This is a genomic window from Luteimonas sp. 22616 (genome assembly GCF_052044325.1).
GTDB lineage: Bacteria > Pseudomonadota > Gammaproteobacteria > Xanthomonadales > Xanthomonadaceae > Luteimonas.
Window position 1 is genome coordinate 1,358,291 of the sequence record NZ_JBQEMW010000001.1, and the last position, 25,114, is coordinate 1,383,404.

Consider the following 25,114-nt stretch of genomic DNA (forward strand, 5'->3'; position numbering starts at 1 on the left):
TTTTCTTGCCGGCGCGAGGGAGCCAAACCCCGCACGCGTCCTACAGCGGCTGCACCGCATCCGCCTGCAGGCCCTTCTGGCCCTGCACGACGGTGAAGCTCACTTTCTGACCTTCCTTCAGGCTCTTGAAGCCCTGGGCCTGGATCGCGCGGAAATGGACGAAGACATCCTCGCCGTTCTCGCGGCTGATGAATCCAAAGCCCTTGGCGTCGTTGAACCATTTCACGGTTCCGGTTTCGCGGTCTGACATCTGCATCGCTCCCTGTAACGGTTTGTTCTGGACGTCTCTTGGCGGCTGGTCGCAAGGAGGAAACGGGGAACAGGCGGTGTCGCAGACCGGTGTGCGGAACGTTCGTCGACGCTGCACGGATCAGGCACATCGCAGGCCACGATTCACAGTGACCTTGACAAACACAGCGACTGCAAACTACCCCGGCATTTGTGAGAATGCAATCGCGCGCACGGGGTCGTCCCGGACGCCGGAAAACCGCCACCCACCCGCACCACGAAAGGAAATCCGATGGACCTGCATGCCCTGTGGTACGTGCTCGCCGCACTGATGGTGGTCGTCGGCCTGGCCGGCATCCTCCTGCCGGCCATACCCGGCCTGCCGCTGGTCTTCGCCGGCATGCTGCTGGCCGCCTGGACCGATGGCTTCGAGCGCGTGGAGTGGTGGTGGCTGCTGATCCTCGGAGTGCTGACCGCGCTGTCGATGGTGATCGACTTCTGGGCCACCGCGGCCGGCGCCAAGCGCGTGGGCGCAAGCCGCAAGGCGGTGGCCGGCGCGGTAATCGGCACCGTGGTCGGCCTGTTCTTCGGCCCGGTCGGCCTGTTCGCCGGCCCCTTCGTCGGCGCGTTGCTCGGCGAGTTGTGGCACGGCCGCGGCATCGACGGCGCCCGCGTCGGCCAGGCGACGAAGGTCGGCTTCGGGACGTGGATGGGCATCGTGTTCGGCATCGTGCTCAAGCTGGGCCTGGCGTGCACGATGTTCGTCCTGTTTGCGTGGGCGTGGTACGCCTGAGCATTCACGCGATGGAACGGGCGCATGCACGACATTGACCGGCGACACGTGCTGCACCGGGACGGCAAAGTACACTGCGGCAAGTCCACGCATGCATGCGTCGCGAAAGCGTGCCCCGCGAACGCACACCGCACTCTCCGCCCCTGCCGCGAACATTCCCGCCCGTGACCCGTTTCCTGCTGCAACTCGTCGCCCTGCCCGCCTGCCTGCTGCTGGCCGCTTCACTGCCCGCGTTCGCCGCGCCGCAGTCCGCCCCTGAAACCGGAGTGACACCATCCGCGTCCACGTCTGCCGACCAGGCGGATGCAACGGATGCACCTGCCGCCGGTGAAGACACCGTCGCCAGCCGCCAACTGCAGGCGAAGCTGACCACCGACGACGACCTCAAGGGCGTGACGGCCAACGTGGACGACGGCGTCGCCAGACTCGACGGCAGCGTCCTGCAGCCGGTCCACAAGCAGGAAGCCGCCCAGATCGCCACGCAGACGCCCGGCGTGGCCACGGTGGTCAACAACGTCGAGGTCGACGACAGCCTGGGCGCGCACTTCCATGCCGCCTACCGGCAGATGACCGCCAAGCTGGTTGCGATCGCAGCCCGCGGGCCGCTGCTGCTGGTCGCGATCCTGATCGTGATCGTGGCGGCGTGGGCCGGCGGCGTGCTGTCGCGCAACCTGCGGATGCTGCGGCTGCGCACCGACAACCCGTACATGGACGGCCTGCTCCGGCGCACGGTCCGGGTGATCATGATCCTGGTCGGCGTGCTGCTGGCACTGAACCTGCTGGGGCTGTCGTCGCTGGTCGGTGCGGTGCTCGGTTCGGCGGGCGTGGTCGGGCTCGCGCTGGGCTTCGCGTTCAAGGACATCGCCGAGAACTACATCGCCGGTGTGCTGCTGAGCGTGCGCAAGCCGTTCTCGCCGGGCGAACAGATCCGCATCGACAGCTACGAAGGCAAGGTGGTGGCGCTGACCTCGCGCGCCACCATCCTGATGACGATGGACGGCAACCAGCTGCAGCTGCCCAACGCGCTGGTGTTCAAGTCGGTGCTGCTGAACTACTCGCAGAACCCGAAGCGGCGCTTCGACTTCAGGACCACCATGGACGCGGCGCACTCGATCCGCCAGGCGCAGACGCTGGCGCTGGAAGCGTATTCGCGCATCGAAGGCGTGCTCGACGACCCGGCGCCGTCGTGGACGGTGGTCCAGAACGCACCCGGCGGCATCGAGCTGCAGTTCTTCGGCTGGGTCGACCAGCGCAGCAGCGACCTGGGCAAAGTGCGCGGCGAGGCGATCCGCCTGGTCAAGGCCGCGTTCGCGCGCGCCGGCATCCAGGCGCCGCGCACGGTCCAGCATGTCGTGCTGTCGCGCGAGACCGAACCGCAGGCGACGCCGGCGCCTCCACTCGAGCCCGCGCACGGCGCGAGCGTCGACACCTCGGTCAACCGCGACATCGACGACCAGCTCGCCGAGGCCCAGCGCGCCGATGCGGCCGCCGCGGGCAACATGCTCGACCACGAAAAGCCCGGGCAAGAAAAGGACACGCCATGACGCCAATGCAGGCCACCCTCACGCTGGTTTCCATCGGCCTGGCCGGCGCGGCCAGTCCCGTCCTGGCGCAATCGACCGGCGCGCCGGCGCCGGGCAGCATCGACGCCTGCGCGCTGGTCGAAGTCGACGCCGAACGCCTCGCCTGCTACGACCGCGTCGCCGGACGCCGGGCCCGCAGCGCGTCGCAGGCCGACGAAGCCGCCGCCCTCGCGCGCCAGAACCGCGAAGCCGCCAGCGAAGCCGAGGCCGCCGCAGCAACCGCCACCGACCGCGCCCGCGGCGCGGCCAGTGACCTGTTCGCGTCCGAGCCCGATGACGCCATCGCCAACGCCGGCAAGGGCTCGCTGCTCGACAGCCGCTGGGAACTGGCGAAGGACTCCAAGCTCGGCACCTTCAATTTCCGCGCCTACAAGCCGGTCTACCTGCTGCCGGCGTTCTGGAGCAGCGACCAGAACGAGATGCCGCACTCGCCCAACCCGCGCAACACGGTGACCGAGCCGATGGCGCTGGACGCGATCGAGGCCAAGTTCCAGATCAGCTTCAAGACCAAGGCCTGGGAAAACCTGTTCGGCGACAACGGCGACATCTGGATGGGCTACACCCAGAGCTCGCGCTGGCAGGTCTACAATGGCGAGGCCTCGCGCCCGTTCCGCGAGACCAACTACGAGCCGGAGATCCTGCTGGTGTTCCGCAACAACTACAGCCTCGGCGGCTGGAAGGGGCGGATGGCGGCGGTCGGCATCAACCACCAGTCCAACGGCCGCCCCGACCCGCTGTCGCGCAGCTGGAACCGGGTGATGTTCAACGTCGGCCTGGACCGCGACAACTGGGCGGTGACGTTCCGCCCGTGGATCCGGATCTCGGACGGCAACGACGATGACAACCCGGACATCGAGGACTACATGGGTCGCGGCGACGTGACCATCGTGCACACCATCGGCGGGCACGAGCTGTCGCTGATGGCGCGGCACTCGCTGCGCGGTGGCGACCGCTCGCACGGCGCGGTCGGATTCGACTGGGGCTTCCCGATCCACAACACCCTGCGCGGCCACGTGCAGCTATTCGACGGCTACGGCGAGAGCATGATCGACTACAACCACCGCTCGACCTACATCGGCCTGGGGATCTCGCTGCTCGAGTGGTTCTGAGGCCCCTGGCCCGTCTTCGGAAGCGTTTCGCGCCGTGACGGCGCGAGCCATCTCCCCTACCGCGAACTGCGCCAGCGGCGGTGCTCCACCATCAGGCATTCGTCCTGCACCACGTCGATGCCGGCGGCCATCAGGCGCGCGGCGAAGGCGTCGTCGCGGATGCCGGTCTGCATCCACACCAGCCGCGGGCGGGCGGCGATGAGGTCGTCCAGGTGCGGCATCAGGTCGGCTGGCTTGCGGAACACGTCGACCACATCCACCCGTCCAGGAATCTCCGCCACCTTGCGATACACCCGCTGGCCGAGGATCTCGGACACGTCGGGGTAGTAAACCGGCACCGGCACCACCTCGTAGCCGGCGCGGTGCAGGTAAGCCGGCACGATGTGCGCCGGCCGGTCCGCGCGCGTTTCCGGCTTGATCCCGAGCACGGCAATGCGACGCAACTGCGGCAGCAGGCGGTCGAAGGCGATGTGGTCCCTGATCAGGCTGCCGGCCATGCGTTGTGTCCCGTCGGTGGTTTCATCGACATGGTGGCGGCCGCCGGTCGATCAAGCACCGCCAACGACATCGCAGGCACCGATTGCGCGAACCGTGCAGCGGTTCGCGCTGCTGCGCGAGTCAGCCCTCGACCACCACCGGGATGCGCCCGATCCGCGACTGCCACTCGCGCGGCCCGGTCTTGTGCACCGACTCGCCGGTCGAATCCACCGCCACCGTCACCGGCATGTCCTGCACGGTGAATTCGTAGATCGCCTCCATGCCGAGGTCCTCGAACGCGAGCACGCGCGCGGCCTTGATCGCCTTCGACACCAGGTACGCGGCGCCGCCGACCGCCATCAGGTAAACCGACTTGTGCTTGCGGATCGCGTCGATCGCCGCGTCGCCGCGCTCGGCCTTGCCGACCATGCCCAGCAGGCCGGTCTGCGACAGCACCTGTTCGGTGAACTTGTCCATGCGCGTGGCCGTGGTCGGGCCGGCCGGGCCCACCGCCTCGTCGCGCACCGGATCGACCGGGCCGACGTAATAGATGAAGCGGCCGTTGAAATCGACCGGCAGCTCCTCGCCCTTGTTCAACATGTCGACCATGCGCTTGTGCGCCGCGTCGCGGCCGGTGAGCAGCTTGCCGTTGAGCAGCAGCACCTCGCCGGGCTTGAAGCTGGCCACCTCCTCGCGGGTGATGGTGTCCAGGTCCACCCGGCGCGCGTTGGCCGGGTTGTAGGTCAGCTTCGGCCAGTCCTCCAGCGACGGCGGGTCGAGCATCACCGGGCCGCTGCCGTCGAGCGTGAAGTGCGCGTGGCGGGTGGCCGCGCAGTTGGGGATCATCGCCACCGGCAGGTTGGCCGCGTGCGTGGGGTAATCCTTGATCTTGATGTCGAGTACGGTGGTCAGCCCGCCCAGGCCCTGCGCGCCGATGCCCAGCGCGTTGACCTTGTCGAACAGTTCCAGGCGCATCTCCTCCAGCCGGTTCGCCGGCCCGCGCGCCTTGAGGTCGACGATGTCGATCGGCTCCATCAGCGATTCCTTGGCCAGCAGCATCGCCTTCTCGGCGGTGCCGCCGATGCCGATCCCGAGCATGCCCGGCGGGCACCAGCCGGCGCCCATGGTCGGCACGGTCTTCAGCACCCAGTCGACGACCGAATCGGACGGGTTGAGCATCGCGAACTTGGATTTCGCCTCCGACCCGCCGCCCTTGGCCGCGACGATCACGTCGACAGTGTTGCCCGGCACCACCTTCACGTTGACCACCGCCGGCGTGTTGTCGCCGGTGTTGCGGCGGCGACCAGCCGGGTCGGCCAGCACCGACGCGCGCAGCTTGTTGTCCGGGTGCAGGTAGGCGCGGCGCACGCCCTCGTTGGCCATGTCCTCGACGCCCATCGTGGCGTCGTCCCAGCGCACGTCCATGCCGATCTTCAGGAACACGGTGACGATGCCGGTGTCCTGGCAGATCGGCCGGTGGCCCTCGGCGCACATCCGAGAGTTGATCAGGATCTGCGCGATCGCGTCCTTCGCCGCTGGCGAATGCTCGCGCTCGTACGCGGCCGACAGGTTCCGGATGTAGTCGACCGGGTGGTAGTAGCTGATGTACTGCAGGGCGTCGGCGACGCTCTGGATCAGGTCTTCCTGCTTGATCGAAACCGAACGGCTGGTGGTCACTGCGGGCTCGCGGAGGCTGGCGAAAACAGCCGCTGATTTTAGCCCACGACCCCCGGTACCGCTCCCCGCGACTGGCCGTGGAACGCTGCCTTCCACGTCCGACACGAGGCGCTCGGCGCTGCCACCCGTCCGGGGGCCCCGCTTAAACCCCCAACCGCCACGGCGCATCTCAAGGACTATGCTGACCACCATCGTGACCGCACTGATGCCCGCTTCCGCGCCGGCCGTGGACGACGACCACGCCCTGGTCCGCGCCTCGCTGCGCGGCGACACCACCGCGTTCGAGGAGCTGTACCGGCGCCACGTCGGCCGCGTGCACGGGGTGATCTCGCGCCTGCTGGGGCGCCACCCCCAGCGCGCCGAGGACCTGACCCAGGATGCCTTCGTCCGTGCATGGCAGGCGCTGGGGTCGTACCGATTCGAAAGCGCGTTCAGCACCTGGCTGTACCGGCTGGCCGCCAACACGGCGCTGATGGAGCTGCGCTCGCGCCGCGGCGACCCGGCCATGGACGACGAGGACTCGCTCGAACGCGTCGGCCATCCCGACTCCGCCGGCCACACCACGGCGCTGGCGATGGACCTGGACCGCGCCGTCGCCACCCTGCCGCCGCGCGCCCGCGCGGTGCTGGTGCTGTACGACGTGGAAGGCTGGACCCACGAGGAAATCGCCGGCGAACTGGAGATGGCCATCGGCACCTCCAAGGCGCAACTGCATCGCGCACGCGGCCTGCTGCGGGCGCGGCTGGGAGAACACGCATGAACATCGATCACGATCACGACCACGACGCACCGCTGCCGGACGAACTGCGCCGCTCGCTGCGCGCCCTGCGCCGCGACAGCACGCCCGCTCACGACCTGTGGCCGGGGATCAGCGCCCGCATTTCCGCCGACAGGCAGGAGGCGCCCGCGCCGCCGGCGCACGTGGCGGCATCGCCCATGCCCTCATCGCGCACGCCGGCATCGCGCGCGCACCGCGGTCGCCGTTCGCAGCGGTTCGCCGGCCTGGCCACGGCCGCCTCGCTGGCCGCGGTGCTGGCCATCGGCTGGGCGGTGTTCATGCCGTCCACGGACGCGCCGCCGCCCGCCGCGACCGCATCCACCCCGATGCTGCGGGAAGCCGCGCACATGACCCGCGAATACCGCACCGCCTGGCGCGCGTTCGATGCCCGCCGCCCGGCCGGCGTCGACACCAGCGCACTGCACGAGATCGACCGCAACGCGGCACAGGTGCGCGCCGCGCTGCACCAGGATCCGGACGCACGCTACCTGTTCGAACGCCTGCAGAGCCTTTACGCGCTCCGGCTCGACCTGTCTCGGCGCCTGGCCACCCTCTCGACCTGAATCTCCACCTGACCGGAGCAATCCCAATGTCCATCCGATTCCTGCTGCCCCTGCTGCTCGCGGCCCTGCCGCTGGCCGCACTGGCCTCCACTCCGATCAACGAGACCCGCCCGCTCGACGCCGACGGCAAGGTCGAGATCTCCAACCTCAAGGGCCGCATCCAGGTGCGGGTCTGGGACAAGCCGCAGGTGCGCATTGGCGGCAGCCTCGGGCGCGGGGTCGAAAAGCTCGAGATCGGCCCCGGCGGCCGCGAGCTCGAGATCAAGGTGCGCTACCCGCGCCGCACCAGCGACAACAACAGCGAACCCACCATCCTGATCGTCGACGTGCCTACGCTCGCCAGCCTCGACATCGATGGCGTCGCGGTCGAGATCAGCGTCGTCGGCACCGCCGGCCGCAGCCTGGAGATCGACAGCGTCAGCGGCAACGTCAGCGTCGCCGGCGCGCCGCGCGAGGCCGACATCGAAAGCGTCAGCGGCGACCTGCACCTGACCCTGAATTCCGCCAACGTCGAAGCGCAGAGCGTCAGCGGCAACATCACCCTGCGCGGCCGCCTGGACGGCGAGGTCAAGGCGGAGACCGTTTCGGGCAGCATCACCGTCGACAGCCGCGGCGAGCGGCTGCGCCGGCTGTCCAGCAACAGCGTCTCGGGCAATGCCACCCTGCAGGTCGGGCTCGCCGACGGCGGCAGCCTCAAGTCCGAATCAGTGAGCGGCAACATCAAGGTCGTTGCGCCCAGGTCGCTGTCGGCGGAGGTGAGCGGCGAGACCTTCAGCGGCCACCTGCGCGCGCCGGGCGCGACGATCAACAAGCCGCAGTTCGGGCCGGGCTCGAGTTTCGAACACCGTTACGGATCCGGTGGCGGCGAGATCCACCTCGAAACCTTCTCCGGATCGGTCGAGCTGCTGCTGCAATAACGCAAGACGCTCCGCCACGGCGCACGCCCGCCATCTCAACGCCCACCATCTCCACGCCCGCACCGATGCGGGCGTGGCATTCTTGGGCCTTGTCCGCTCGAAGACACGCACCCGATGTCGACCCCACCCTGGCTCGGTCGCAGGCATGAGGCGCCGGTGATGAACCTGCGCGAGCGCTTCGCCGCGCTGCGCAACCTGCCCCCGTTCCTGCGCGACATCTGGCGCACCAGCCCCCTGCTTGCCCTGTCCAGCCTGCTGCTGCGGCTGGCGCGCGCACTGCTGCCGATCGCCACGCTGTACGTCGGCAAGCTGATCGTCGACGAGGCGGTGCGGCTGGTCGGCCTCGGCGCCGGCACCCAGGGCTTCACGCAGATGTGGGATGCCGGCGTGCTCCACCACCTGCTGGCACTGCTGGCGATCGAATTCGCGCTGGCGGTGGCGTCGGACATCCTCGGCCGCATCGTCGGCTTGGTCGACTCGCTGCTCTCCGAGCTGTACTCCAACGCCACCAGCGTGCGATTGATGGAACACGCGGCCTCGCTGGACCTGGAGGACTTCGAAGACGCCGACCTGCAGGACAGGCTCGACCGCGCCCGCCGCCAGGTGTCCGGCCGCAGCTCGCTGATGTCGCAGCTGCTCGGGCAGGCGCAGGACATCGTCACCATCATCAGCTTCGCCATCGGCCTGCTGGTCTACGCACCGTGGCTGATCGTGCTGCTGCTGGTCGCGCTGGTGCCGGCGTTCGTCGGCGAGATGCACTTCAACGCCAAGAGCTACGCGGTCAACTATCGCGCCACCCCGGAACGGCGCGAACTCGACTACGTGCGCCAGACCGGCGCCAGCGCCAGCTCGGCCAAGGAGATCAAGAGCTTCGGGCTCAACGGCTTCCTGATCGAGCGCTACCGCACGCTCGCCTGGTCGATCTACCTCGCCAACCGCCGCATCGCGATGGGTCGCGCCGGCTGGGGCGGGCTGTTCACCACCATCGGCACGCTCGGCTACTACGCGGCCTACGCCTACATCGCGTGGCGCACGGTGCACGGCGAATTCAGCATCGGCGACCTGACCTTCCTCTCGGCCTCGTTCCGCCGCCTGCGCAACCTGCTCGAAGGCCTGCTGTCGAGCTTCTCGCAGGTCGCGGGACAGGCGCTGTACCTCGACGACCTGTTCTCGTTCTTCGAGATCAAGCCGGAAATCCTGTCGCCGGCAAACCCGCGCCCGTTCCCGGCCCCGATCCGCGAAGGCCTCGTGTTCGAGAATGTCGGCTTCCGCTACCCCGGCGCCGAACGCTGGGCGGTGCGCCACCTCGACTTCACCCTGCACGCCGGCGAAGTGCTGGCGCTGGTCGGCGAGAACGGCGCCGGCAAGACCACCCTGGTCAAGCTGCTTTCGCGCCTGTACGACCCGGACGAGGGCCGCATCCTGCTCGACGGCCACCCGCTGGCGGAGTACGACCTCGACGCACTGCGCGCCAACACCGGCGTGATCTTCCAGGACTTCGTGCGCTACTTCATGAGCGCCTCGGACAACATCGCCGTCGGCCGCATCGAGGCCCGCGACGACCACGCTCGCATCGCCGACGCCGCCCACCGCTCCATGGCCGACGAAGTGATCGAACGCCTGCCCGCCGGCTACGACCAGATGCTCGGCAAGCTGTTCAAGGAGGGCGTGGACCTGTCGGGCGGCGAGTGGCAGAAGATCGCCATCGCCCGCGCCTACATGCGCGATGCGCAGTTGCTGATTCTCGACGAACCCACCGCGGCGCTCGACGCGCGCAGCGAGTTCGAGGTGTTCCAGCGCTTCAAGGAACTGTCCGAAGGCAAAAGTGCGGTGCTGATCTCGCACCGTTTCTCCAGCGTGCGCATGGCCGACCGCATCCTGGTGCTGGAACAGGGCCGGATCGAGGCCAGCGGCACCCACGAGGAACTCATGGCCCAGGGCGAACGCTATGCGGAACTGTTCGAACTGCAGGCGGCCGGCTATCGCTGAGCCGCGGGTCCGCGCGCCGATGAAGCGCACCGGGATTGATCGGGATCAACCCGGCCTGCCGCCGATGGGCCACACTGGGCCGACGCGGCAAGCCATCGCCGCCCCACCGGGATTTTTCCAAAGGAGAACGCCATGAACATCCTGCTCGCCGTAGACGGCAGCGACGCCAGCGACCGTGCAGCCAAGCATGTCGTGCATCTTTCGAAACAGCTCGCCGAGGCGCCGAAGCTGACCCTGGTCAATGTCTCGCTGCCCTTGCTCAAGGCTGCCAGCAGCAAGCTCGGCCGCAAGGCCACGGCCGAGTACTACGCCAGCAACAGCGAGTACGCAGTCCACAAGGCCCGGCGCGTGCTGGGGCGCGCCAAGCTCGATTTCACGGAGACCTTCCTCGTCGGCGATCCTGCCGAGGAGATCGCGCGCCACGCCGACAAGCACGATGCCGACCTGATCGTGATGGGCTCGCGCGGCCAGACCGCGCTCAAGAGCCTGCTGCTGGGCTCGGTCGCGACCAAGGTCCTTGCGCAGTCGAAGGTGCCGCTGACCGTCATCCGCTGAAGTCGTTTCCTGCGCCAGCGACTTTCTGCAGGAGCGGCTTCAGCCGCGCGCTTTTCATCAGCAACCGGCAATGACCCGGCGAAGAAGAGCTCGCGGCTGAAGCCGCTCCTGCAAGGGCGAGCCCCTAGATGTCATCGGAGGCGTGTGCCTGCCCGAACAGGCTGCCCTGTCCGCCTCCCGGCGCGGGATACCGCAACACGCCGTCCACCATCCGCGCATCCGGGTTCAACGGATGCACCGTCGCCTTGCCCGGTGCCATCAGGTGGCAGACCTGCCAGCCACGCGCGGTGAAATCGTCGGCGATCAGGCGCCGGTGGCAGCGCCACCACACCGCCTCGGCGCACATCACCGCCACCCGCCGCTCGTGCGCCAGGCGCATCAGCCGTTCGCGCGCAAGGACGAACTCCGGCCCGGCCATGTAGTCGGCATAGGCGCGGAACGCGGCGACCCGCCACGCGTCATTGGGCGAATCGGGCTGTGGCGTGCGTCGCCCGCCGAACTCCGGCATCGGCACGTAGTCGATCCCGGCCGCTTCCAGCGCGGGCGCCATCGCCAGCGGCGAGAACTGCGGATTGCGCCGCGAACCAGCGAAGCGGCGCACATCCACCAGTACTTCGATGCCGGCTTCGCGCAGCATGCCGGCGAACTCCTCCCACTCGCGCGTGGAATGGCCGATGGTCCAGAGGGTCGCCGCTGGCTGCGTCATCCCGGCACGACGTCACCTACTGCGGCAACGCGTACGCAATCACGTAATCGCCCTTCGGCGTCTCCATGAAATGGTGTCCGCCGGCCATGATCACCAGGTACTCGCGCCCGCCGGCCTCGTAGATCATCGGATTCGCCTGCCCGCCCGCGGGCAAGACGTCTTTCCACACCGTCTCGCCGGTCTCGATGTCGATCGCGCGGATCAGGTTGTCGGTGGCCGCGGCGATGAACACCAGACCGCCGGCGGTGATCACCGCGCCGCCGTTGTTGGGCGTGCCGATCTCGATCGGCAGGTGCGACGGAATCCCGAACGGCCCGTTCGCACGCGCCGAACCGAAGGGGCGATCCCACAGCATCTTCCCGGTTGCCAGCTCGACCGCGCGGATGCCGCCATAGGGCGGCTGCTTGCACAACAGCCCGGTCGGCATCCGCCAGCCGGCATTGACGTTGATCGCATACGGCGTGCCCTGCTGCGGGTCGCCCGCACCCTCGGCGCCGCCCATGTCGCCACGCACCTCGTCGCGCGGCGCCCAGCCGAGCCGGTCGGCCTCGGCGCGCGGCACCAGGATGTTGTGGTTCGGCATGTCGTTGTAGTTGGCCACGATGATCCCGCGCCGCGGGTCCACCGCGATGCCGCCCCAGTCCGAGCCGCCGTTGTAGCCGGGGTACTCGATCGAATGCCGGTCGGCCGTTGGCGGCGTGTAGAACCCGTCGTAACTGGCCTTGCGGAACTGGATGCGGCAGGCCATCTGGTCGATCGGCGTCACGCCCCACATGTCGCGTTCGGTCAGGTCATCCTTGCGTCGCAGCGTGTGGTACAGCGAATACGGCTGCGTCGGCGAACGCTCCTGCGGTTCGACGCCGCCGCCGGGCACCTTCATTTCCCCGACCTCGGTCAGCGGCTTGCCGGTGCGGCGGTCGAGCACGTACATGTCGCCCTGCTTGCTCGGCAGCACCAGCGCCAGGACGCTGCCGCCGGCGGTGGGGAAGTCGACCAGGGTCGCGGTCGAACCCAGGTCGTAATCCCACACGTCCTTGCGCACGGTCTGGAAATGCCAGGCCGGCTTGCCGGTGGTGACGTCGAGTGCGACCAGCGAAGTCGCATATTTGTTCTCTTCCGCGCGCCGCAGTCCGCTCCAGTAGTCGACGGCGGAATTGCCCATCGGCAGGTAGACCAGGCCGAGTTGCTCGTCGCCCGACGCCGTGGTCCACATGTTCGGCGTGCCGCGGGTGAAGGTCTCGCCTGCCGGCGGCAACCCGGTGCGATCGGGCCGCATCATGTCCCAGGCCCAGCGCAGTTCGCCGGTGATCGCGTCGAATCCCTGGATCACGCCCGACGGCGCCCAGCGGCGCTGTCCGTCGAGCACCTGGTGCCCGGTCACGACCACGCCGCGCACGATGACCGGCGCCGAGGTGATCGAGACCATGCCCGGCGACGTCTTGCCCATGCCCACGGTGATGTCGACCTGGCCGTTGTCGCCGAAGTCGGCGCAGGGCTTGCCGGTGCGCGCATCGACCGCAATCAGCCGCGCGTCCAGCGTGCCCTCGATGATGCGCGTCGCGCAGGGTGCGTCGGAGGCCAACGCGGTGCGGGCAGCTGGCGCCGAAACCGGGGCGCCGTCGGTGGGCGCCGCTGGCGTGGCCGCTGGCGGTGCTTCGACCACGGCCGGCGCGACGGCATCCGGATTCGCATTGGCATCGGCAGCCACCACGCCGGGCCGCGGCGCAGGCGTCGCGCCGGCAATGCGCGCATCGAAATACGTCACGCCGCGGCAGGCCGCCGTGTAGGGAATGGCCTCGTCCGGCACCTTGGGATCGAAGCGCCAGCGCTCCTTGCCACTCACCGCGTCCAGCGCGATCAGCACGTTGCGCGCCGAGCACAGGTACAGCGCGTCGCCGATCTTCAGCGGCGTGGTTTCGGCGCCCCAGCGCTTGTCCGGCAAGTCGCCGGTGCGGTACGTCCACGCGCGTTCGAGCTTGCCGACGTTGTCGCGGCTGATCTGCGCGAGCGGCGAGTAGCGCTCGGCCGCGTTGTTGCGGCCGTAGGCCGGCCAGTCGCCGTCCGCGGGCGCATCCGCCGGCTGCGCCGCACCTGCCGATGCCACCGGCGCCACGGCTTTCGCCGCCGGCCCCGGCTTGCCGGCTTCGATCACCCCGTGCGGCACGAACGCCAGCGCAAACGCGGCCACGAACACCAGCGCCATCATTCCCGCCAGGCCCCGCGACCACGCGCGTGAACGCCAGCCGGCCAGCCGCGGCGCCAGCAGCGCCACGAAGAAACCGAGTACCACCATCAGGCCGAAGCGCGGGATCCAGCGCCAGTACGACAACCCGGATTCCCAGATCGTCCACGCCAGCGTGCCCACGAATACCACCGCGAACCACCATGCCCCCGATACCCGCCCGCGCGCCACCTGCACGCCGGCCAGCACCAGCCCGACGCCGGCCAGCACGTAGTACCAGGAGCCGCCGAGGCTGGCGAGCCAGGCACCACCGATGGCGAGCACCAGGCCCAGCAACAAGGTGATCGTGCCGAGCACGAGCAGGGGCCAGTCGCGCCCGCGCCGGTCGCCTTCGCTGTCGTTCGTGGACATATGCCGCTCTCCCGTGCGTGCCGGCGTTGCGCCGGCGGGTTGAAGACATGCCGGCGGATGCTACCCCGGACCCTGCTCGCGGAAGTGACGCGACCTTCACGACGAATGCCTGTTCCGGCACCCGCCACACGCCGCCTTGCAGGAGCGCAGTCGGTGCGCTCCGGAACATTCTTCACCCCGGCCGGGCACGCCCCACGCAGGTCTACACGCGCGCCGCCTCCATTGTAGGAGCGGCTTCAGCCGCGAGCTTTTCCCGATGTCCCGGCGATCCGGAAAGGCGCTCGCGACTGAAGCCGCTCCCGCAGGAAATCGACATCGTCTTCCGCCCGACGCGGACGTTTCATCGTCGCGCCCGGGTACGCTCCTGCCGGTCCGGCTCCCGCGCCCGTGCCCGCGTCAATCGAACGCCTTGCGCGCACGCAGCCCGATCACCCAGCCCCGCCCCGGCGCCGGCTCGTAATAGCGGCCGTTGCCATCGTTGACGATCACCGAGCCCACGTACTCGCGGTCGAACAGGTTCTCGATCCGCGCATAGCCGCGCCATTGCAGGCCGAACGCCTCGAAGCGGCGCTCGGCGGCAAGATCGAATACCGCATATGCCGGCGCGCTTTCGTCGCTGCCGTCGTCGACGTACACCCGGTCGGCGAAGCGTCCGTCGAGGATGAGGTCGGTATCCGCGTCGATGCCCCAGCGCAGTTCCGCCCAGGCGGCGTGGCGCGACAGCCCCGGGATGCGATGGCCGTCCTCGATCAAGACGTCGCCATCGCCACAGGGGGCTGCGGCGCAGGTGGCGAAGTCGCTGCCATAGCGCGCGTCGAGGAAGGTGTACGCGGCCGCGTAGCGCCAGCGCGGCGACAGCGCGCCGGACAGCGACAACTCCGCGCCGCGGCGGCGCGTGACCCCGGCATTGGCGTAGATGCTGCGCCCGCCCTCGTTGGCCACCACCACCAGTTCGCCGCGCGTGCGGCTGTCGAACAGCGCCGCGGAATATTCCAGCCCCTGGCCGCGGCCACGCACACCCACCTCCGCATTGCGGCTGCGCGCCGCGCGCAGGTCGTTGAGGCCGCTGGCGCCATCGGCGCGATATGCCAGCTCCGAGAACGTCGGCGTCTCGAAGCCGCCGCCGGCGTTGGCATACACGCTGGTGGTGGGCGTGACGCGGAACAGCACGCCCGCCACCGGCGAGCTGCGCGAGTACCGCAGGCGGCCGCTGTCGTCGGGGTTGTCGGCGGTGACGTAGTCGTCGTCGGATGCGAAGCGCACCTGGCTGTGGCGCAGGCCGAGGTTGATGCGCCAGCGGTCGCCCGGCTGCCAGTCCGCCTGCAGGTAGGCATCGCGCCCGCTGACGCGGTTGCCTTCGTCGCGGCGCAGCGCGCCGACCACGCCCAGCTGCGCGCCGACGAAGTTCTCGTAGCCGCGGCGGCGCTCGCCGGATTCGCTGTACTCGACGCCGGCCACCAGCGAGAACGGCCGCTCCAGCACCTGCGTGCTCCAGCGCCAGCGCAGGTCGGCGCCGCCGTACTGGCGGTCGAGGTCGATCGCGCCGCCGCCCTGCAGCGGGTTGGCCTGCACGAACACCGGGATCGACAGCATCTGCGTGGTGTCGCGGGTGCCGCCGTAGGCGGTCAGCGACAACGCATGGTGCGCCGACAGCGGTTGCTCGACATGCACGCCGGCCTGGTCCTGGTGCACGGTCTTGCGGGTGTCGAAGTTCAACGCGCCGGCGCTGGCCGCGCGCCGGTCGCCGCGCAGCTGCGCGGCAGTGAGACCCTGCGGATCGTCCGCGCGCAGGTCGTGCGAGTTGAGCAGCACGGTGTAGCGGCCACCGTCGCCGAACCCGCCCTTGAACACCGCCTGCCCGGTCACCTGCCGCGACGCGCTGTGATCGCGGAAGCCGTCGCCGTCCACGACTTCGCCATCCACCAGCGCGCCGCCGTCGCGATCGCCGCGCCATGGCGCATGCCACGACAGCGACTCGCGCCGCAGTCCGTCGCTGCCGGCATCGATGCCCATCGAAAGCTCCGGCGCCACCGGCGGATCGGCGCTGAACATCGAGATCACGCCGCCGGACGAATTGCCGTACAGCGCCGAGAACGGCCCGCGCAGCACCTCGATGCGGCCGGCCGAACCGGGCATGAAGTGCGACACCTGGCCCTGGCCGTCGGGCATCGTCGCCGGGATGCCGTCGCTGTACAGGCGCACGCCGCGGATCCCGAACGTGGAACGCGCGCCGAAGCCGCGGATCGACACCTGCAGGCCCTGCGCCTGGTTCTGGCGGTCGCGCGCGACCACGCCCGGTACCCGCTGCAGCGATTCGGACAGGCTCAACCCCGGTTGCGCACGATGCAGGTCGGCGGCATCGACCACGTCGACCGCGGCCGGCACCAGCAGCGCGTCATCGGGCTGGCGCGTGGCGGTGACGACCACGCGGTCGAGCTCGGTCGCCGCAGCCGCATTGCCACCGGTCGGCGGCGCCGCAAGCGCGCCGCACGGCATGGCCAGCACCAGGCACGTCGTCCCTGCCGCTTTTCGGGCCCACCGGGGCCGGCACCAGTCGCTCATGTGATCTCCGCGAAACACCAGCCAACAGTATGGCCGCGACCAGCGCGCTCTTGCGGGAACGGCGTCATTCGGCGCGGCCCCGCGGCGTATCGGCTAAAATGCGCGTCTCGCAGTCCACCCCCCTCCCCGCATGTCCTCCGCATTTGGCACCGAAACGGTGCTGGATGTCCGTCACTGGACGGACGACTACTTCAGCTTCACCACCACCCGCGACGACGGTTTCCGCTTCGACAACGGCCAGTTCGTGATGATCGGGCTGGACGTCCCGCAGGCGGACGGCTCGTCCAGGCCGCTGCTGCGCGCGTATTCGATCGCGAGCGCCAACTGGGAAGAGCAGCTGGAGTTCTTCAGCATCAAGGTCCCCAACGGCCCGCTGACCTCGCGGCTCAAGGACATCCGCCCCGGCGACAGCGTCCTGGTCGGCCGCAAGCCCACCGGCACCTTGCTGATCCACGACCTGCACCCGGGCCGCAACCTCTACCTGCTGGGCACCGGCACCGGCCTCGCCCCGTGGCTGGCGATCGTCAAGGACCCGGAGACCTACGAACGCTTCGAACACGTCGTGCTCTGCCACGGCGTGCGCAACGCCGACGACCTCGCCTACCGCGACTACATCGTCAACGAGCTGCCGCGGCACGAGTTCCTCGGCGAGCAGATCGCGCAGAAACTGCTGTACTACCCGGCGGTCTCGCGCCAGGACTTCGTGTTCGACGGCCGCGACCAGCGCGGCCGCCTCACCTCCCTGCTCGACAGCGGCCGCATGGCCGGCGACCTCGGCCTGCCGCCGCTCGATGCAGAACACGACCGCGCCATGATCTGCGGCAGCCCGCAGATGCTGGCCGACTTCCGCGGCCTGCTCGACGCCCGCGGGTTTACCGCCGCTCCGCGCATCGGCGTCCCCGGCCACTACGTGTTCGAGCGCGCCTTCGTCGAAAAGTAGATCCGGCCCGTCGCCCCGATCCACGATTTCGGGGTTTGGCACGCCCCTCGCCGCCGGATATGCTCCCGCCATCCAACGGGGGGATGGGGACTGAAGACGATGCTGATCGCGGCCTGCATGGCCGCCGCGCTGTGCATGCTGCCCGCCTCGCCCGCCGGCGCGGACCAGGACCGTCCGGCGCAGCCGCGGCCGGGCGACATCCCGCCCGACGAACTCGGCAACGACCGCGACGGCAATCCGGTCACCGTCAGCCAGTACCGCGGCAAGGTGGTGATCGTCACCTTCTGGGCGTCTTGGTGCGGGCCGTGCAGGCGCGAGCTGCCGGTGCTGGGCAAGGTGCAATCGATCGTCGGCCGCGAACACCTCGAAGTCATCGCGGTCAACGTCAAGGAGGAGCGGCGCGACTTCAACGCCGTGGTCCGCGCCAACAAGGGCATCCCGCTGCGCTACATCCGCGACACGCCCGGGCGGATCAGCGACACCTACGGCGTCACCTCGCTGCCGAACATGTTCATCATCGGCGTCGACGGCAAGGTCGCGCACGTCCACCGCGGCTACTCGGAAGAAATGATCGACGGCTTCATCCAGGAAATGCTCGCGCTGCTGCCGCCGGAAGCATTGGCGAAGCCCGCCAACGGCTGACCCCGCGCGCGGCGTCCCTGCAAAAGGACCCCGGCGCCGCGGCTACGGCAGCGGCCGCTCGCCGTAGCGCAGCCAGATATCGGCCAGAGTCTCGTTCTCGAACACGCGCGCCTCGATGCCGGCATCGCGCGCGAAGATCTCGCAGAACTCCACCTGCTGCAGCCCCTGCGGCTTGACGTGGGCGATGCGCAGCCGCTCCAGGCCCTCGCCCTGCAGGCTGGTCACCACCGACAGCCAGTCCGATTCGTCCAGCGGCTGGCCGGTCAGTTCATCGATGAGCAGCAGCGAATCCGCACCACGCTCGCGCGCCACCTTCGCGATCTCGCGCCAGTAGGCCTGCGTGGCCTCCACGTTGGCTTCGCCGGCAACGTGCACCCGCAGGCTCTTGCCGTGCGGCGTGATCCCGATGCGGTAACCGTCCGTGGCCACGGGTCAGCCCAGCGCCGCTTCGATGTCGTCCACCAGCGACTCAGGCTTGTCGGTCGGCGCATAGCGCGCGATCACCCTGCCGTCGCGGCCGACCAGGAACTTGCTGAAATTCCACTTGATCGCATCCAGGCCGAGGAAGCCGCCCTTCTCGTCCTTCAACCATTTCCACAGCGGATGCGCGCCGTCGCCATTGACGTCGACCTTGGCGAACATCGGGAAATCCACCTCGTAGGTCAGCGAGCAGAAGTTCCGGATCTCCGCCTCGTTGCCCGGCTCCTGGTGGCCGAACTGGTCACACGGGAAACCCAGCACCACCAGCCCGCGGTCGCGGTAGTCGCGCCACAGCTGCTCCAGCCCCGCGTATTGCGGCGTGAACCCGCATTTCGAGGCCACGTTGACCACCAGCAGCACCTTGCCGGCGTAGTCGGACAGGGATCTGTCGTGGCCGTCGATGTCGACGGCGGAGAAGTCGTAGGCGGTGGTCATGGCGATGCGGTCCTCGCTTGGCTGCCGCCTATCAGACAACTCCGCGGGCGCAGTGGCAAGCCCGCTTGCGGGCAGCGCCGGGCGCACCGACAATCGGCCGATGCAGCCGCCCCCGACCGAGCACGTCGAGACGCTGGCCAGCCAGTACATGCACGTACGGGTGGTGCTGGGCATGGTCGTCGGCCTGGGCCTGACCCACCTGCTGCGCCACTTCGCCCGCATCATCGATATCCCCGTACGCCAGCGTACCTATTGGGTGCACCTGCTGTGGGCAGTGTCGATGTTCCTCTACCTGCTGCACTTCTGGTGGTGGGAATTCCGGCTGGTCGGCACGGTCCAGTGGACGTTCGCGTTGTACCTGTTCGTCGCGCTGTATGCGCTGCTGCTGTACCTGCTGTGCGCGATCATCTTCCCCGACAGCCTCGAGGGCTACCGCGACTACCGCGATTACTTCTTCTCGCGCCGTAAATGGTTCTTCGGCCTGCTCGGCCTGGCGTACGTGGTCGACCTGGGCGACACCTGGATCAAGGGCCGCGGCTATTTCGATGGCTTCGGCCCCGAACTCGAACTGCGCAGCCTCGCCTACGTCGTGCTGTGCGCGATCGCGATGATCACCCCCAACCGCCGTTTCCACGCCACCTTCGTGATCGCCAGCCTCGCTTACCAGGTCTCGTGGATCGTGCGCCAGTTCGAGACCCTGTAACGCGCCTCGTCGGCAGGCGCGTACTCGGCAAGGCGGTGCGGGCAATCCGCGCCCCGGGCCGGGTCACGCGCCCTGCGCCATACCAACTCCCTTCGTCCACAAACACGCCCCAGCGGGAGCGGCCTCAGCCGCGGGTTTCCGCAAACCCGCACCCTGTAAACGGTTACCCATGCCGCGCGCTGAATGCCATTGGCCGGCCTCAGAGCCCATTCATCGCGCACGCGCAAAGTGGGCTTCGGGCCAACCGATACGTTGGCATGCCGTTGAAGGTGACCGACATGAAACTCTCCCCCTCCCGACAGATCCTGGGTTCGATCGCGCTCGCTGCGATCCTGGCCATGGGCATGGCAGCGCCTGCAGCGGCCCGCGATAACCAGGACAGCGAACGCGTCCAGCAGGACAAGAAGCACGACAAGGCACGCGCCGAGCAGCAGAAGCGCCAGCAGGCCGAGCGCCGCGATGACCGCCAGGATGCCCGGCGCGGCCAGGACGCCCGCCAACAGGCCGCGCGCCAACACAGTGCCCGGCAGCAGGCCGAACGCCGCGCGGGCGAACAACGCCAGCAGGCCGCGCGCCAGCAGGCAACGCAACGTCGCGCCAGCGAGCAGCGGCGACAGGCGGAAGCCCGCGACGACGCCAGGCGCGAGCAGGCCGCCCGCCAGCAGCAGGCCCAGCGCCGCGCCGAAGAACAGCGCAGCCGGCAGGCCGACGCCCGGAACCAGGCCCAGCGACAGCAAGCCCAGCGACAGCAGGCGCAACGGGAGCAGGCCCAGCGACAGCAGGCCCGACAGGAGCAGGCCCGGGAGCAGGCCCAGCGACAACAGGCCCGACAGGAGCAGGCCCGACGAGAGCAGGCCGGCCGAGAGCAGACCCGACGGGAGCAGGCGCGCCGCGATGACCAGCGCACCAATCGTGGAATCGCCGAACGTCGCGAACAGTCGCAGCGCCGTGAACAGGCCGACCGCCTGCGCGACACGCGCACGCGACAGGCACGCGAACAGCAGGCGCGCGAACGGCAAGCCCGCGAGGCCCGCGAATCAGACGGGCGCCAGCAGCAACGCCAACGCGGCGAACCCCCGCGCATGGTCGGCGGCACCCTGCCGCGCGACCGCGTCGACGACGACCGCCGCGCACGCCAGCGGATCGACGATCAACGGCGCCTGAGCCGCGAGCAGCAGGAACGCCGCATCCGCGAAGAGCGCCAGCGCGCCGAGCGCTATCGCCAGGAGCGCCGCGACTGGCAACGCGACGCCGAGCGGCGTGCCCACAGGCTGCAGCAGCAGCGCCGCATGGCCCAGTATCGCTACCAGCAGCAGTACTACGATCGCCTGCGCCAGCAGCAGGTGCGCTGGAACGCCCGCCAGTACAACTCCTACAACGATCCGTACTACTACACGCCCGACCGCTACCGCTATTCCTACGGCGGCAGCTGGCACCGGACCAACCAGTACGGCGCCGACCTGATCCGCCAGGCCATCAACTACGGCTACCGGGAAGGCCTGAACGCCGGCCGCGCCGACCGCCAGGACGGCTGGCGCAACGACTACCGCAACAGCTACGCATACCTGGACGCCAACTACGGTTACAACGGCTATTACATCCCGCAGGGCGAGTACAACTACTACTTCCGCCAGGGCTTCCAGCGCGGTTACGACGACGGCTACCACAGCCGCTACCGCTACGGCCATCGCGACGACGACGGCAACTACGCCATCCTCGCCGCGATCCTGGCCGCAGTGGTGGGGTTCCAGCTGCTGGACTAGAAACCAGCAGCGGCCACGGTCCCTTCTCCCCGCATCGCGGGAAGAAGGGACCTGCAGGCTGGGACGAGGGGCCCTGCTCGCGGGGCTTGACCGCGCGCAACCGCCGCACTCAATCCTGCACGTCGTCCCCGGCGCCGGCCGTGCGCGGATCGTCCTTCGGGTCGATGTAATGGATCACGAAGGGTCCCATGCTCTGCACCTGCACCACCGCGCCGCCCTGGGTGCTGGCCTGGTGCTGCATCTGCGCGGGCAGGTTGACGAAATCGCCCGGCGCCAGCGCCTCGTCGTGCGCCGCCGCGGCCTCGCCCATCGACAGCGTGAAGTCGCCCGCGACCAGGGTCACGGCTTCATCGCTGGGATGCCAATGGCGCGGGACGCGATAGCCCGGCGGCATCTTCAGGCGCAGGGTGAAACTGCCTGCCTTGCCCGGATCACCGGCCAGCACCGCGGCCTGCACCCCGGGCGGCAGCGCCGGCGGACCCGGGCCCCAGGCGGTATCGGCGGCGTGGACGACCGCGTGCTGCATGGCGGGCTGGGCATCGGGCTTGCCCGGGTCGGCAGCGAGCGCGCTGCCCGACAGCGCGAACAGGAAAAACAACGGGATCGATTTCATGGGGGAACCTCCAGGGCCTGCGGCACGGAGCGCCGCAACCGTGGGCAACGCAGGACTGCGCGGGAACCGGCCGGGCGACCATATTCAGGAAGCACGGAGTCGAAGACCGGTCGACATGCCACTGCGGGAGACCGAATGTTCCGGGAAGTCCGGCATCCCCATCGGCCGCCCCGGCGTGCGCTGTAGGCCCGGCCCCCACAAGCACCTGGCGCCTGAATCAAGCCGATCCGCAAAGCGGGTTCGGCCTGAACGAATTGTCACGTGCGCAATGCCCGCCACACCCAAAGGCCCAGCGCGCCAATCGCAATAACCCAGATCACCACGATTGCCATTGCCATGGCAGGACTGGTCGGCTTGTCCACCATGTCACTGGCTTTGGCCCGTGCGCTGGCCAGAACCTCGGCCGGGACGAAGCGCAGGACGAGCATCACTCCCAAGGGGACGATCACCAGATCATCCAGATAGCCAAAGACAGGGATGAAATCGGGGATGAGGTCGATGGGGCTAAGCGCATATGCTGCGACCCCAAGCGCCAGCAGCCGTGTGATCCAGGGAGAGCGCGGATCACGAGCCGCGAAGTAGACGACGAGAGCTTGCTGCTTCAACTCTCTCGCCCATTTGCGAAGACGTGACATGCGCACCTGACGCCTGAACTAAGCCAACCCGCGAAGCGGGTCCGGCTTGAATGAATGGTTAGTCCTCACCCTGAGAGGCCGAGCTCGGCGCCGCCAGCACATTGATTGCCTTCAGCCACGTTTCGACGAGGGAAGGCCAAGACGCAATTGGAAGCTCACGGTGTCGGAGCCCAAACGCGTGTCCGCCTGTAGCGAACACATGCACCTCCATCGGGACGCCGGCGCTGGCAAGGGCGTGCGCATAGACCGTGGTATTGCAGATCTTGTTCGTGGGATCGTCCCAAGCCGCGAGGAGGAATGTGGGGGGCGTCCGTTCACTGACCTCTATGGTCGGGTCGAGAGTCGCTCCCTCGCGGCATAAGTGTCCAGGGTAAAGCGCTATGGCGAAATCCGGCAGGCTACTCAGGCTATCGGCCGCATCAACCGGACTGTACGTGGCCTGGGAAATATTGCTGGTTTGGGCGACAAGATACCCGCCCGCCGACATTCCCAATACTCCGATCTTGGAAGGGTCTATGCCCAGTTGACCCGAGTTGGCGCGCACGAGTCGGATTGTTCTTTGTGCGTCCTGAAGCGCGAAGGGGACAGCAGGAGTGACGTGGCGCCCTTCTTCGCGATCCCAGTAGTGGTTGCTCTTGGGGACACGATACTTCAGCAGCACGCAAGTGATGCCCTTTCTCGTAATCCACTCACATATCTCCGTGCCTTCAAGATCAATTGCGAGCAGTCGGAATCCGCCTCCGGGAAACACCACGATTGCCGCGCCAGTATTTTCGCCAACCGGCTTGAATACCGTCATCGTGGGAACCGTGACTTCCGTAATGCCCGTGTAGTGGCGGCCCGGGACCTTCTTCACGTTAAACATTACTTCCGCTGGCTTGCCACCCTCTGGCATATCAGGGGAAGCACCCGGCCAGATGCGTGCTTGCGTCAGTCCTGCAGGCGGCTTCCAGGCACTCGTGGTCGCAGGCCGCTGACCTGTACTGCCCGGATCAGCAGCCTGGGCCATGAACGTGGCAGCGGCGAACGTCATGAACAGGAGCTTCTTGAGCATGCGGGTCACTTATCGCGAGACTAACGCCTGGATTAATCCGAGCCGCAAAGCAGCTTTCGATTGAATGCTGTCAGGTGCCATCCGTGACAGCACCAGGGGCCGCGCGCTCTTTGCGCAAGGAGGCTGGAGGCGAGTAAAGGCGGTCCGCCAACAGGTACCCGAAGAAGCTGGCCGCCCATGCGCCAACAAACATGTTCTCGGCAAAGGCCATGGCCAGGATCATGAGGCCGATGCAGCAGAGCCATCCGAGGGCATTCGCCGTTCTTGCGGTGACACCTGCAGAGATAGCTCGTGACCGGATGCGGCCGGAAAGGCAGCCCAGGCCTATCCCGATGATCGTCAGCGTCCATGGCTTTGGCGTGGTCGTGGCGAATGCGGCAACAAGCCCGACACCCAGGAAGGATGTAATCACAAGCTTTAGTGCTGCCCCTGAACCTTTGCTCATGGCATCTAGCGCTTGAATTAAGCCGAGCCGCGAAGCGGCTTCGGCTTGAATGAATTGTTAGCCTTCACCGCGCAATGCTGCGACTTGTTCCTTTGCGGCTTCATCTGCTTCAGAAGATGAGATCCCATGCTCTGTACAGAAGGCTTCGATTTCTTTGACGATCTGTTCTTTAAGGTGGAATGTGCGGCTCTGGATATCTGATAGACGGTCAAAGACGGTGCCGCGCCCATGATCTGTGTAGAGGTTATTGCCGTCTTGGTGCATAGATCGATGGACAAGCCAATCGCGCTCTTCTTTCAGTGCGCGAAGCTGAAGCAGTATAGGTGCGGGAAGCGCTCCCGAAGTTTCAGCAGTTCTCAGTGCGGTCCCTAGAGTAGCGCGCCGATGTTTTGCCAAAAGAGCCAAAGCTTCTTGCTCTTCCACCAAACCAGGTGCACGAAGTTCAACCTTCATTGTAAGGAAGTTATGCAGTGCGTCTTCTAGATACTGCATATGCCAAATGCATGCGCCGATTTCGTGATAGAGCGTTGCAAGTTCGTCAGCGGTAATTTGACGACGCATCAAGACTCTCCAGTGAAGGCTAACACCTACTTGCCTCCGAAATGGGGCGTTGCGCGAAATATGCCGCAGTTGATTGCAGCTGCCAATCAGACAAATTCCGCATCAAATGATCACCCGGCTCTGTCGCCGTCCGGCCCAGCAGGCTGTCGAGACATCCGGTCAAGGAGAGCGCATATCGATTGCGCCTGGAAGCGCAGACCTGTCACGGGACCGAAGGGCTGGTCATGGAACATGGACTGCTGGCGGCGGCAAGGGCGCCGAGGACGGACGCGCCTGCCTACAGGAAATCCTGACCTCGCGCCTTCGCGATTCC

General features: G+C 68.0%; 26 protein-coding genes. 12 read left to right on the forward strand and 14 right to left on the reverse strand.

From position 1 onward, the window contains the following. Positions 1–40: 40 nt before the first annotated feature. Complete coding sequence (locus ACTJIL_RS06295) at positions 41–250, reverse strand: cold-shock protein (protein ID WP_440754694.1); 210 nt, start codon at positions 248–250, stop codon at positions 41–43. Between the two features lie 270 nt (positions 251–520). Between ACTJIL_RS06295 and ACTJIL_RS06300 the strand changes: the two genes are divergently transcribed. The 3 genes from ACTJIL_RS06300 (at position 521) to ACTJIL_RS06310 (ending at position 3,713) form a co-directional block, all read left to right on the forward strand. Then, positions 521–1,021 (forward strand): DUF456 domain-containing protein, encoded by a 501-nt coding sequence (locus ACTJIL_RS06300; RefSeq protein WP_440754695.1) that lies wholly within the window; start codon positions 521–523, stop codon positions 1,019–1,021. Between the two features lie 164 nt (positions 1,022–1,185). Further along, on the forward strand, positions 1,186–2,565 hold the full coding sequence (locus ACTJIL_RS06305; protein WP_440754696.1) for a mechanosensitive ion channel domain-containing protein: 1,380 nt from the start codon (positions 1,186–1,188) through the stop codon (positions 2,563–2,565). Further along, on the forward strand, positions 2,562–3,713 hold the full coding sequence (locus ACTJIL_RS06310; RefSeq protein ID WP_440754697.1) for a phospholipase A: 1,152 nt from the start codon (positions 2,562–2,564) through the stop codon (positions 3,711–3,713). Before ACTJIL_RS06305 ends, ACTJIL_RS06310 begins: the two co-directional genes overlap by 4 nt. A 56-nt stretch (positions 3,714–3,769) precedes the next feature. On the opposite strand, the gene ACTJIL_RS06315 is transcribed toward ACTJIL_RS06310, so the two are convergent. Both ACTJIL_RS06315 and ACTJIL_RS06320 read right to left on the reverse strand, forming a co-directional pair. Further along, positions 3,770–4,210 carry a CoA-binding protein gene (locus ACTJIL_RS06315; protein ID WP_440754698.1) on the reverse strand — a complete coding sequence of 147 codons (441 nt, stop codon included), beginning with the start codon at positions 4,208–4,210 and terminating at the stop codon, positions 3,770–3,772. Positions 4,211–4,331: 121 nt separating this feature from the next. Further along, complete coding sequence (locus tag ACTJIL_RS06320; RefSeq protein WP_440754699.1) at positions 4,332–5,867, reverse strand: fumarate hydratase; 1,536 nt, start codon at positions 5,865–5,867, stop codon at positions 4,332–4,334. 178 nt (positions 5,868–6,045) lie between these two features. On the opposite strand from ACTJIL_RS06320, the gene ACTJIL_RS06325 reads away from it, so the two are divergent. From ACTJIL_RS06325 to ACTJIL_RS06345, 5 genes are all read left to right on the forward strand, one after another. Further along, positions 6,046–6,627 carry an RNA polymerase sigma factor gene (locus ACTJIL_RS06325; RefSeq protein WP_440754700.1) on the forward strand — a complete coding sequence of 194 codons (582 nt, stop codon included), beginning with the start codon at positions 6,046–6,048 and terminating at the stop codon, positions 6,625–6,627. Next, entirely contained in the window at positions 6,624–7,208 is a 585-nt protein-coding gene (locus ACTJIL_RS06330) for an anti-sigma factor (RefSeq protein WP_440754701.1), read from the forward strand. Before ACTJIL_RS06325 ends, ACTJIL_RS06330 begins: the two co-directional genes overlap by 4 nt. A 26-nt stretch (positions 7,209–7,234) precedes the next feature. After that, entirely contained in the window at positions 7,235–8,125 is an 891-nt protein-coding gene (locus ACTJIL_RS06335) for a DUF4097 family beta strand repeat-containing protein (RefSeq protein ID WP_440754702.1), read from the forward strand. Positions 8,126–8,239: 114 nt separating this feature from the next. Further along, positions 8,240–10,114 (forward strand): ABC transporter ATP-binding protein, encoded by a 1,875-nt coding sequence (locus ACTJIL_RS06340; protein ID WP_440754703.1) that lies wholly within the window; start codon positions 8,240–8,242, stop codon positions 10,112–10,114. 132 nt (positions 10,115–10,246) lie between these two features. Further along, positions 10,247–10,669 carry a universal stress protein gene (locus ACTJIL_RS06345; protein ID WP_440754704.1) on the forward strand — a complete coding sequence of 141 codons (423 nt, stop codon included), beginning with the start codon at positions 10,247–10,249 and terminating at the stop codon, positions 10,667–10,669. Positions 10,670–10,793: 124 nt separating this feature from the next. Here ACTJIL_RS06345 and ACTJIL_RS06350 read toward each other — a convergent pair whose 3' ends face one another. The 3 genes from ACTJIL_RS06350 to ACTJIL_RS06360 form a co-directional block, all read right to left on the reverse strand. Beyond that, on the reverse strand, positions 10,794–11,375 hold the full coding sequence (locus ACTJIL_RS06350; RefSeq protein WP_440754705.1) for a DUF488 domain-containing protein: 582 nt from the start codon (positions 11,373–11,375) through the stop codon (positions 10,794–10,796). A gap of 16 nt (positions 11,376–11,391) precedes the next feature. After that, complete coding sequence (locus ACTJIL_RS06355) at positions 11,392–13,968, reverse strand: membrane-bound PQQ-dependent dehydrogenase, glucose/quinate/shikimate family (protein ID WP_440754706.1); 2,577 nt, start codon at positions 13,966–13,968, stop codon at positions 11,392–11,394. A 396-nt stretch (positions 13,969–14,364) separates the two neighbouring features. Then, positions 14,365–16,464 carry a TonB-dependent receptor family protein gene (locus ACTJIL_RS06360; protein WP_440755864.1) on the reverse strand — a complete coding sequence of 700 codons (2,100 nt, stop codon included), beginning with the start codon at positions 16,462–16,464 and terminating at the stop codon, positions 14,365–14,367. 196 nt (positions 16,465–16,660) lie between these two features. Between ACTJIL_RS06360 and ACTJIL_RS06365 the strand changes: the two genes are divergently transcribed. Continuing rightward, entirely contained in the window at positions 16,661–17,470 is an 810-nt protein-coding gene (locus tag ACTJIL_RS06365; protein WP_440754707.1) for a ferredoxin--NADP reductase, read from the forward strand. 99 nt (positions 17,471–17,569) lie between these two features. Then, complete coding sequence (locus ACTJIL_RS06370) at positions 17,570–18,112, forward strand: TlpA family protein disulfide reductase (protein ID WP_440754708.1); 543 nt, start codon at positions 17,570–17,572, stop codon at positions 18,110–18,112. 42 nt (positions 18,113–18,154) lie between these two features. Here the strand turns inward: ACTJIL_RS06370 and ACTJIL_RS06375 are convergent, their stop codons facing one another. Together ACTJIL_RS06375 and ACTJIL_RS06380 are read right to left on the reverse strand one after the other, a co-directional pair. Further along, positions 18,155–18,541, reverse strand: a complete 387-nt coding sequence (locus ACTJIL_RS06375; RefSeq protein WP_440754709.1) for a hypothetical protein — start codon at positions 18,539–18,541, stop codon at positions 18,155–18,157. A 3-nt stretch (positions 18,542–18,544) separates the two neighbouring features. Beyond that, the gene (locus ACTJIL_RS06380) at positions 18,545–19,027 is read right to left on the reverse strand and encodes a glutathione peroxidase (protein ID WP_440754710.1); all 483 of its coding nucleotides are present in this window, start codon (positions 19,025–19,027) and stop codon (positions 18,545–18,547) included. A gap of 100 nt (positions 19,028–19,127) precedes the next feature. Here ACTJIL_RS06380 and ACTJIL_RS06385 point away from each other — a divergent pair, with 100 nt between their 5' ends. Further along, on the forward strand, positions 19,128–19,730 hold the full coding sequence (locus ACTJIL_RS06385) for a hypothetical protein (protein WP_440754711.1): 603 nt from the start codon (positions 19,128–19,130) through the stop codon (positions 19,728–19,730). Here the strand turns inward: ACTJIL_RS06385 and ACTJIL_RS06390 are convergent. Continuing rightward, a complete protein-coding gene (locus tag ACTJIL_RS06390; protein ID WP_440754712.1) occupies positions 19,688–20,749 on the reverse strand; it encodes a hypothetical protein in 1,062 nt (353 codons plus the stop codon). The genes ACTJIL_RS06385 and ACTJIL_RS06390 overlap by 43 nt on opposite strands. A 63-nt stretch (positions 20,750–20,812) precedes the next feature. Here ACTJIL_RS06390 and ACTJIL_RS06395 point away from each other — a divergent pair, with 63 nt between their 5' ends. After that, the gene (locus ACTJIL_RS06395; protein WP_440754713.1) at positions 20,813–21,493 is read left to right on the forward strand and encodes a hypothetical protein; all 681 of its coding nucleotides are present in this window, start codon (positions 20,813–20,815) and stop codon (positions 21,491–21,493) included. A gap of 109 nt (positions 21,494–21,602) precedes the next feature. On the opposite strand, the gene ACTJIL_RS06400 is transcribed toward ACTJIL_RS06395, so the two are convergent. The 5 genes from ACTJIL_RS06400 to ACTJIL_RS06420 form a co-directional block, all read right to left on the reverse strand. Beyond that, complete coding sequence (locus tag ACTJIL_RS06400; RefSeq protein ID WP_440754714.1) at positions 21,603–22,106, reverse strand: cupin domain-containing protein; 504 nt, start codon at positions 22,104–22,106, stop codon at positions 21,603–21,605. A 257-nt stretch (positions 22,107–22,363) separates the two neighbouring features. Next, positions 22,364–22,741 (reverse strand): YkvA family protein, encoded by a 378-nt coding sequence (locus ACTJIL_RS06405; protein ID WP_440754715.1) that lies wholly within the window; start codon positions 22,739–22,741, stop codon positions 22,364–22,366. 58 nt (positions 22,742–22,799) lie between these two features. Continuing rightward, positions 22,800–23,750 (reverse strand): alpha/beta hydrolase, encoded by a 951-nt coding sequence (locus ACTJIL_RS06410; protein WP_440755865.1) that lies wholly within the window; start codon positions 23,748–23,750, stop codon positions 22,800–22,802. A 115-nt stretch (positions 23,751–23,865) separates the two neighbouring features. Further along, the gene (locus ACTJIL_RS06415; RefSeq protein WP_440754716.1) at positions 23,866–24,240 is read right to left on the reverse strand and encodes a hypothetical protein; all 375 of its coding nucleotides are present in this window, start codon (positions 24,238–24,240) and stop codon (positions 23,866–23,868) included. 57 nt (positions 24,241–24,297) lie between these two features. After that, a complete protein-coding gene (locus ACTJIL_RS06420) occupies positions 24,298–24,801 on the reverse strand; it encodes a hypothetical protein (protein WP_440754717.1) in 504 nt (167 codons plus the stop codon). Positions 24,802–25,114: the final 313 nt, after the last annotated feature.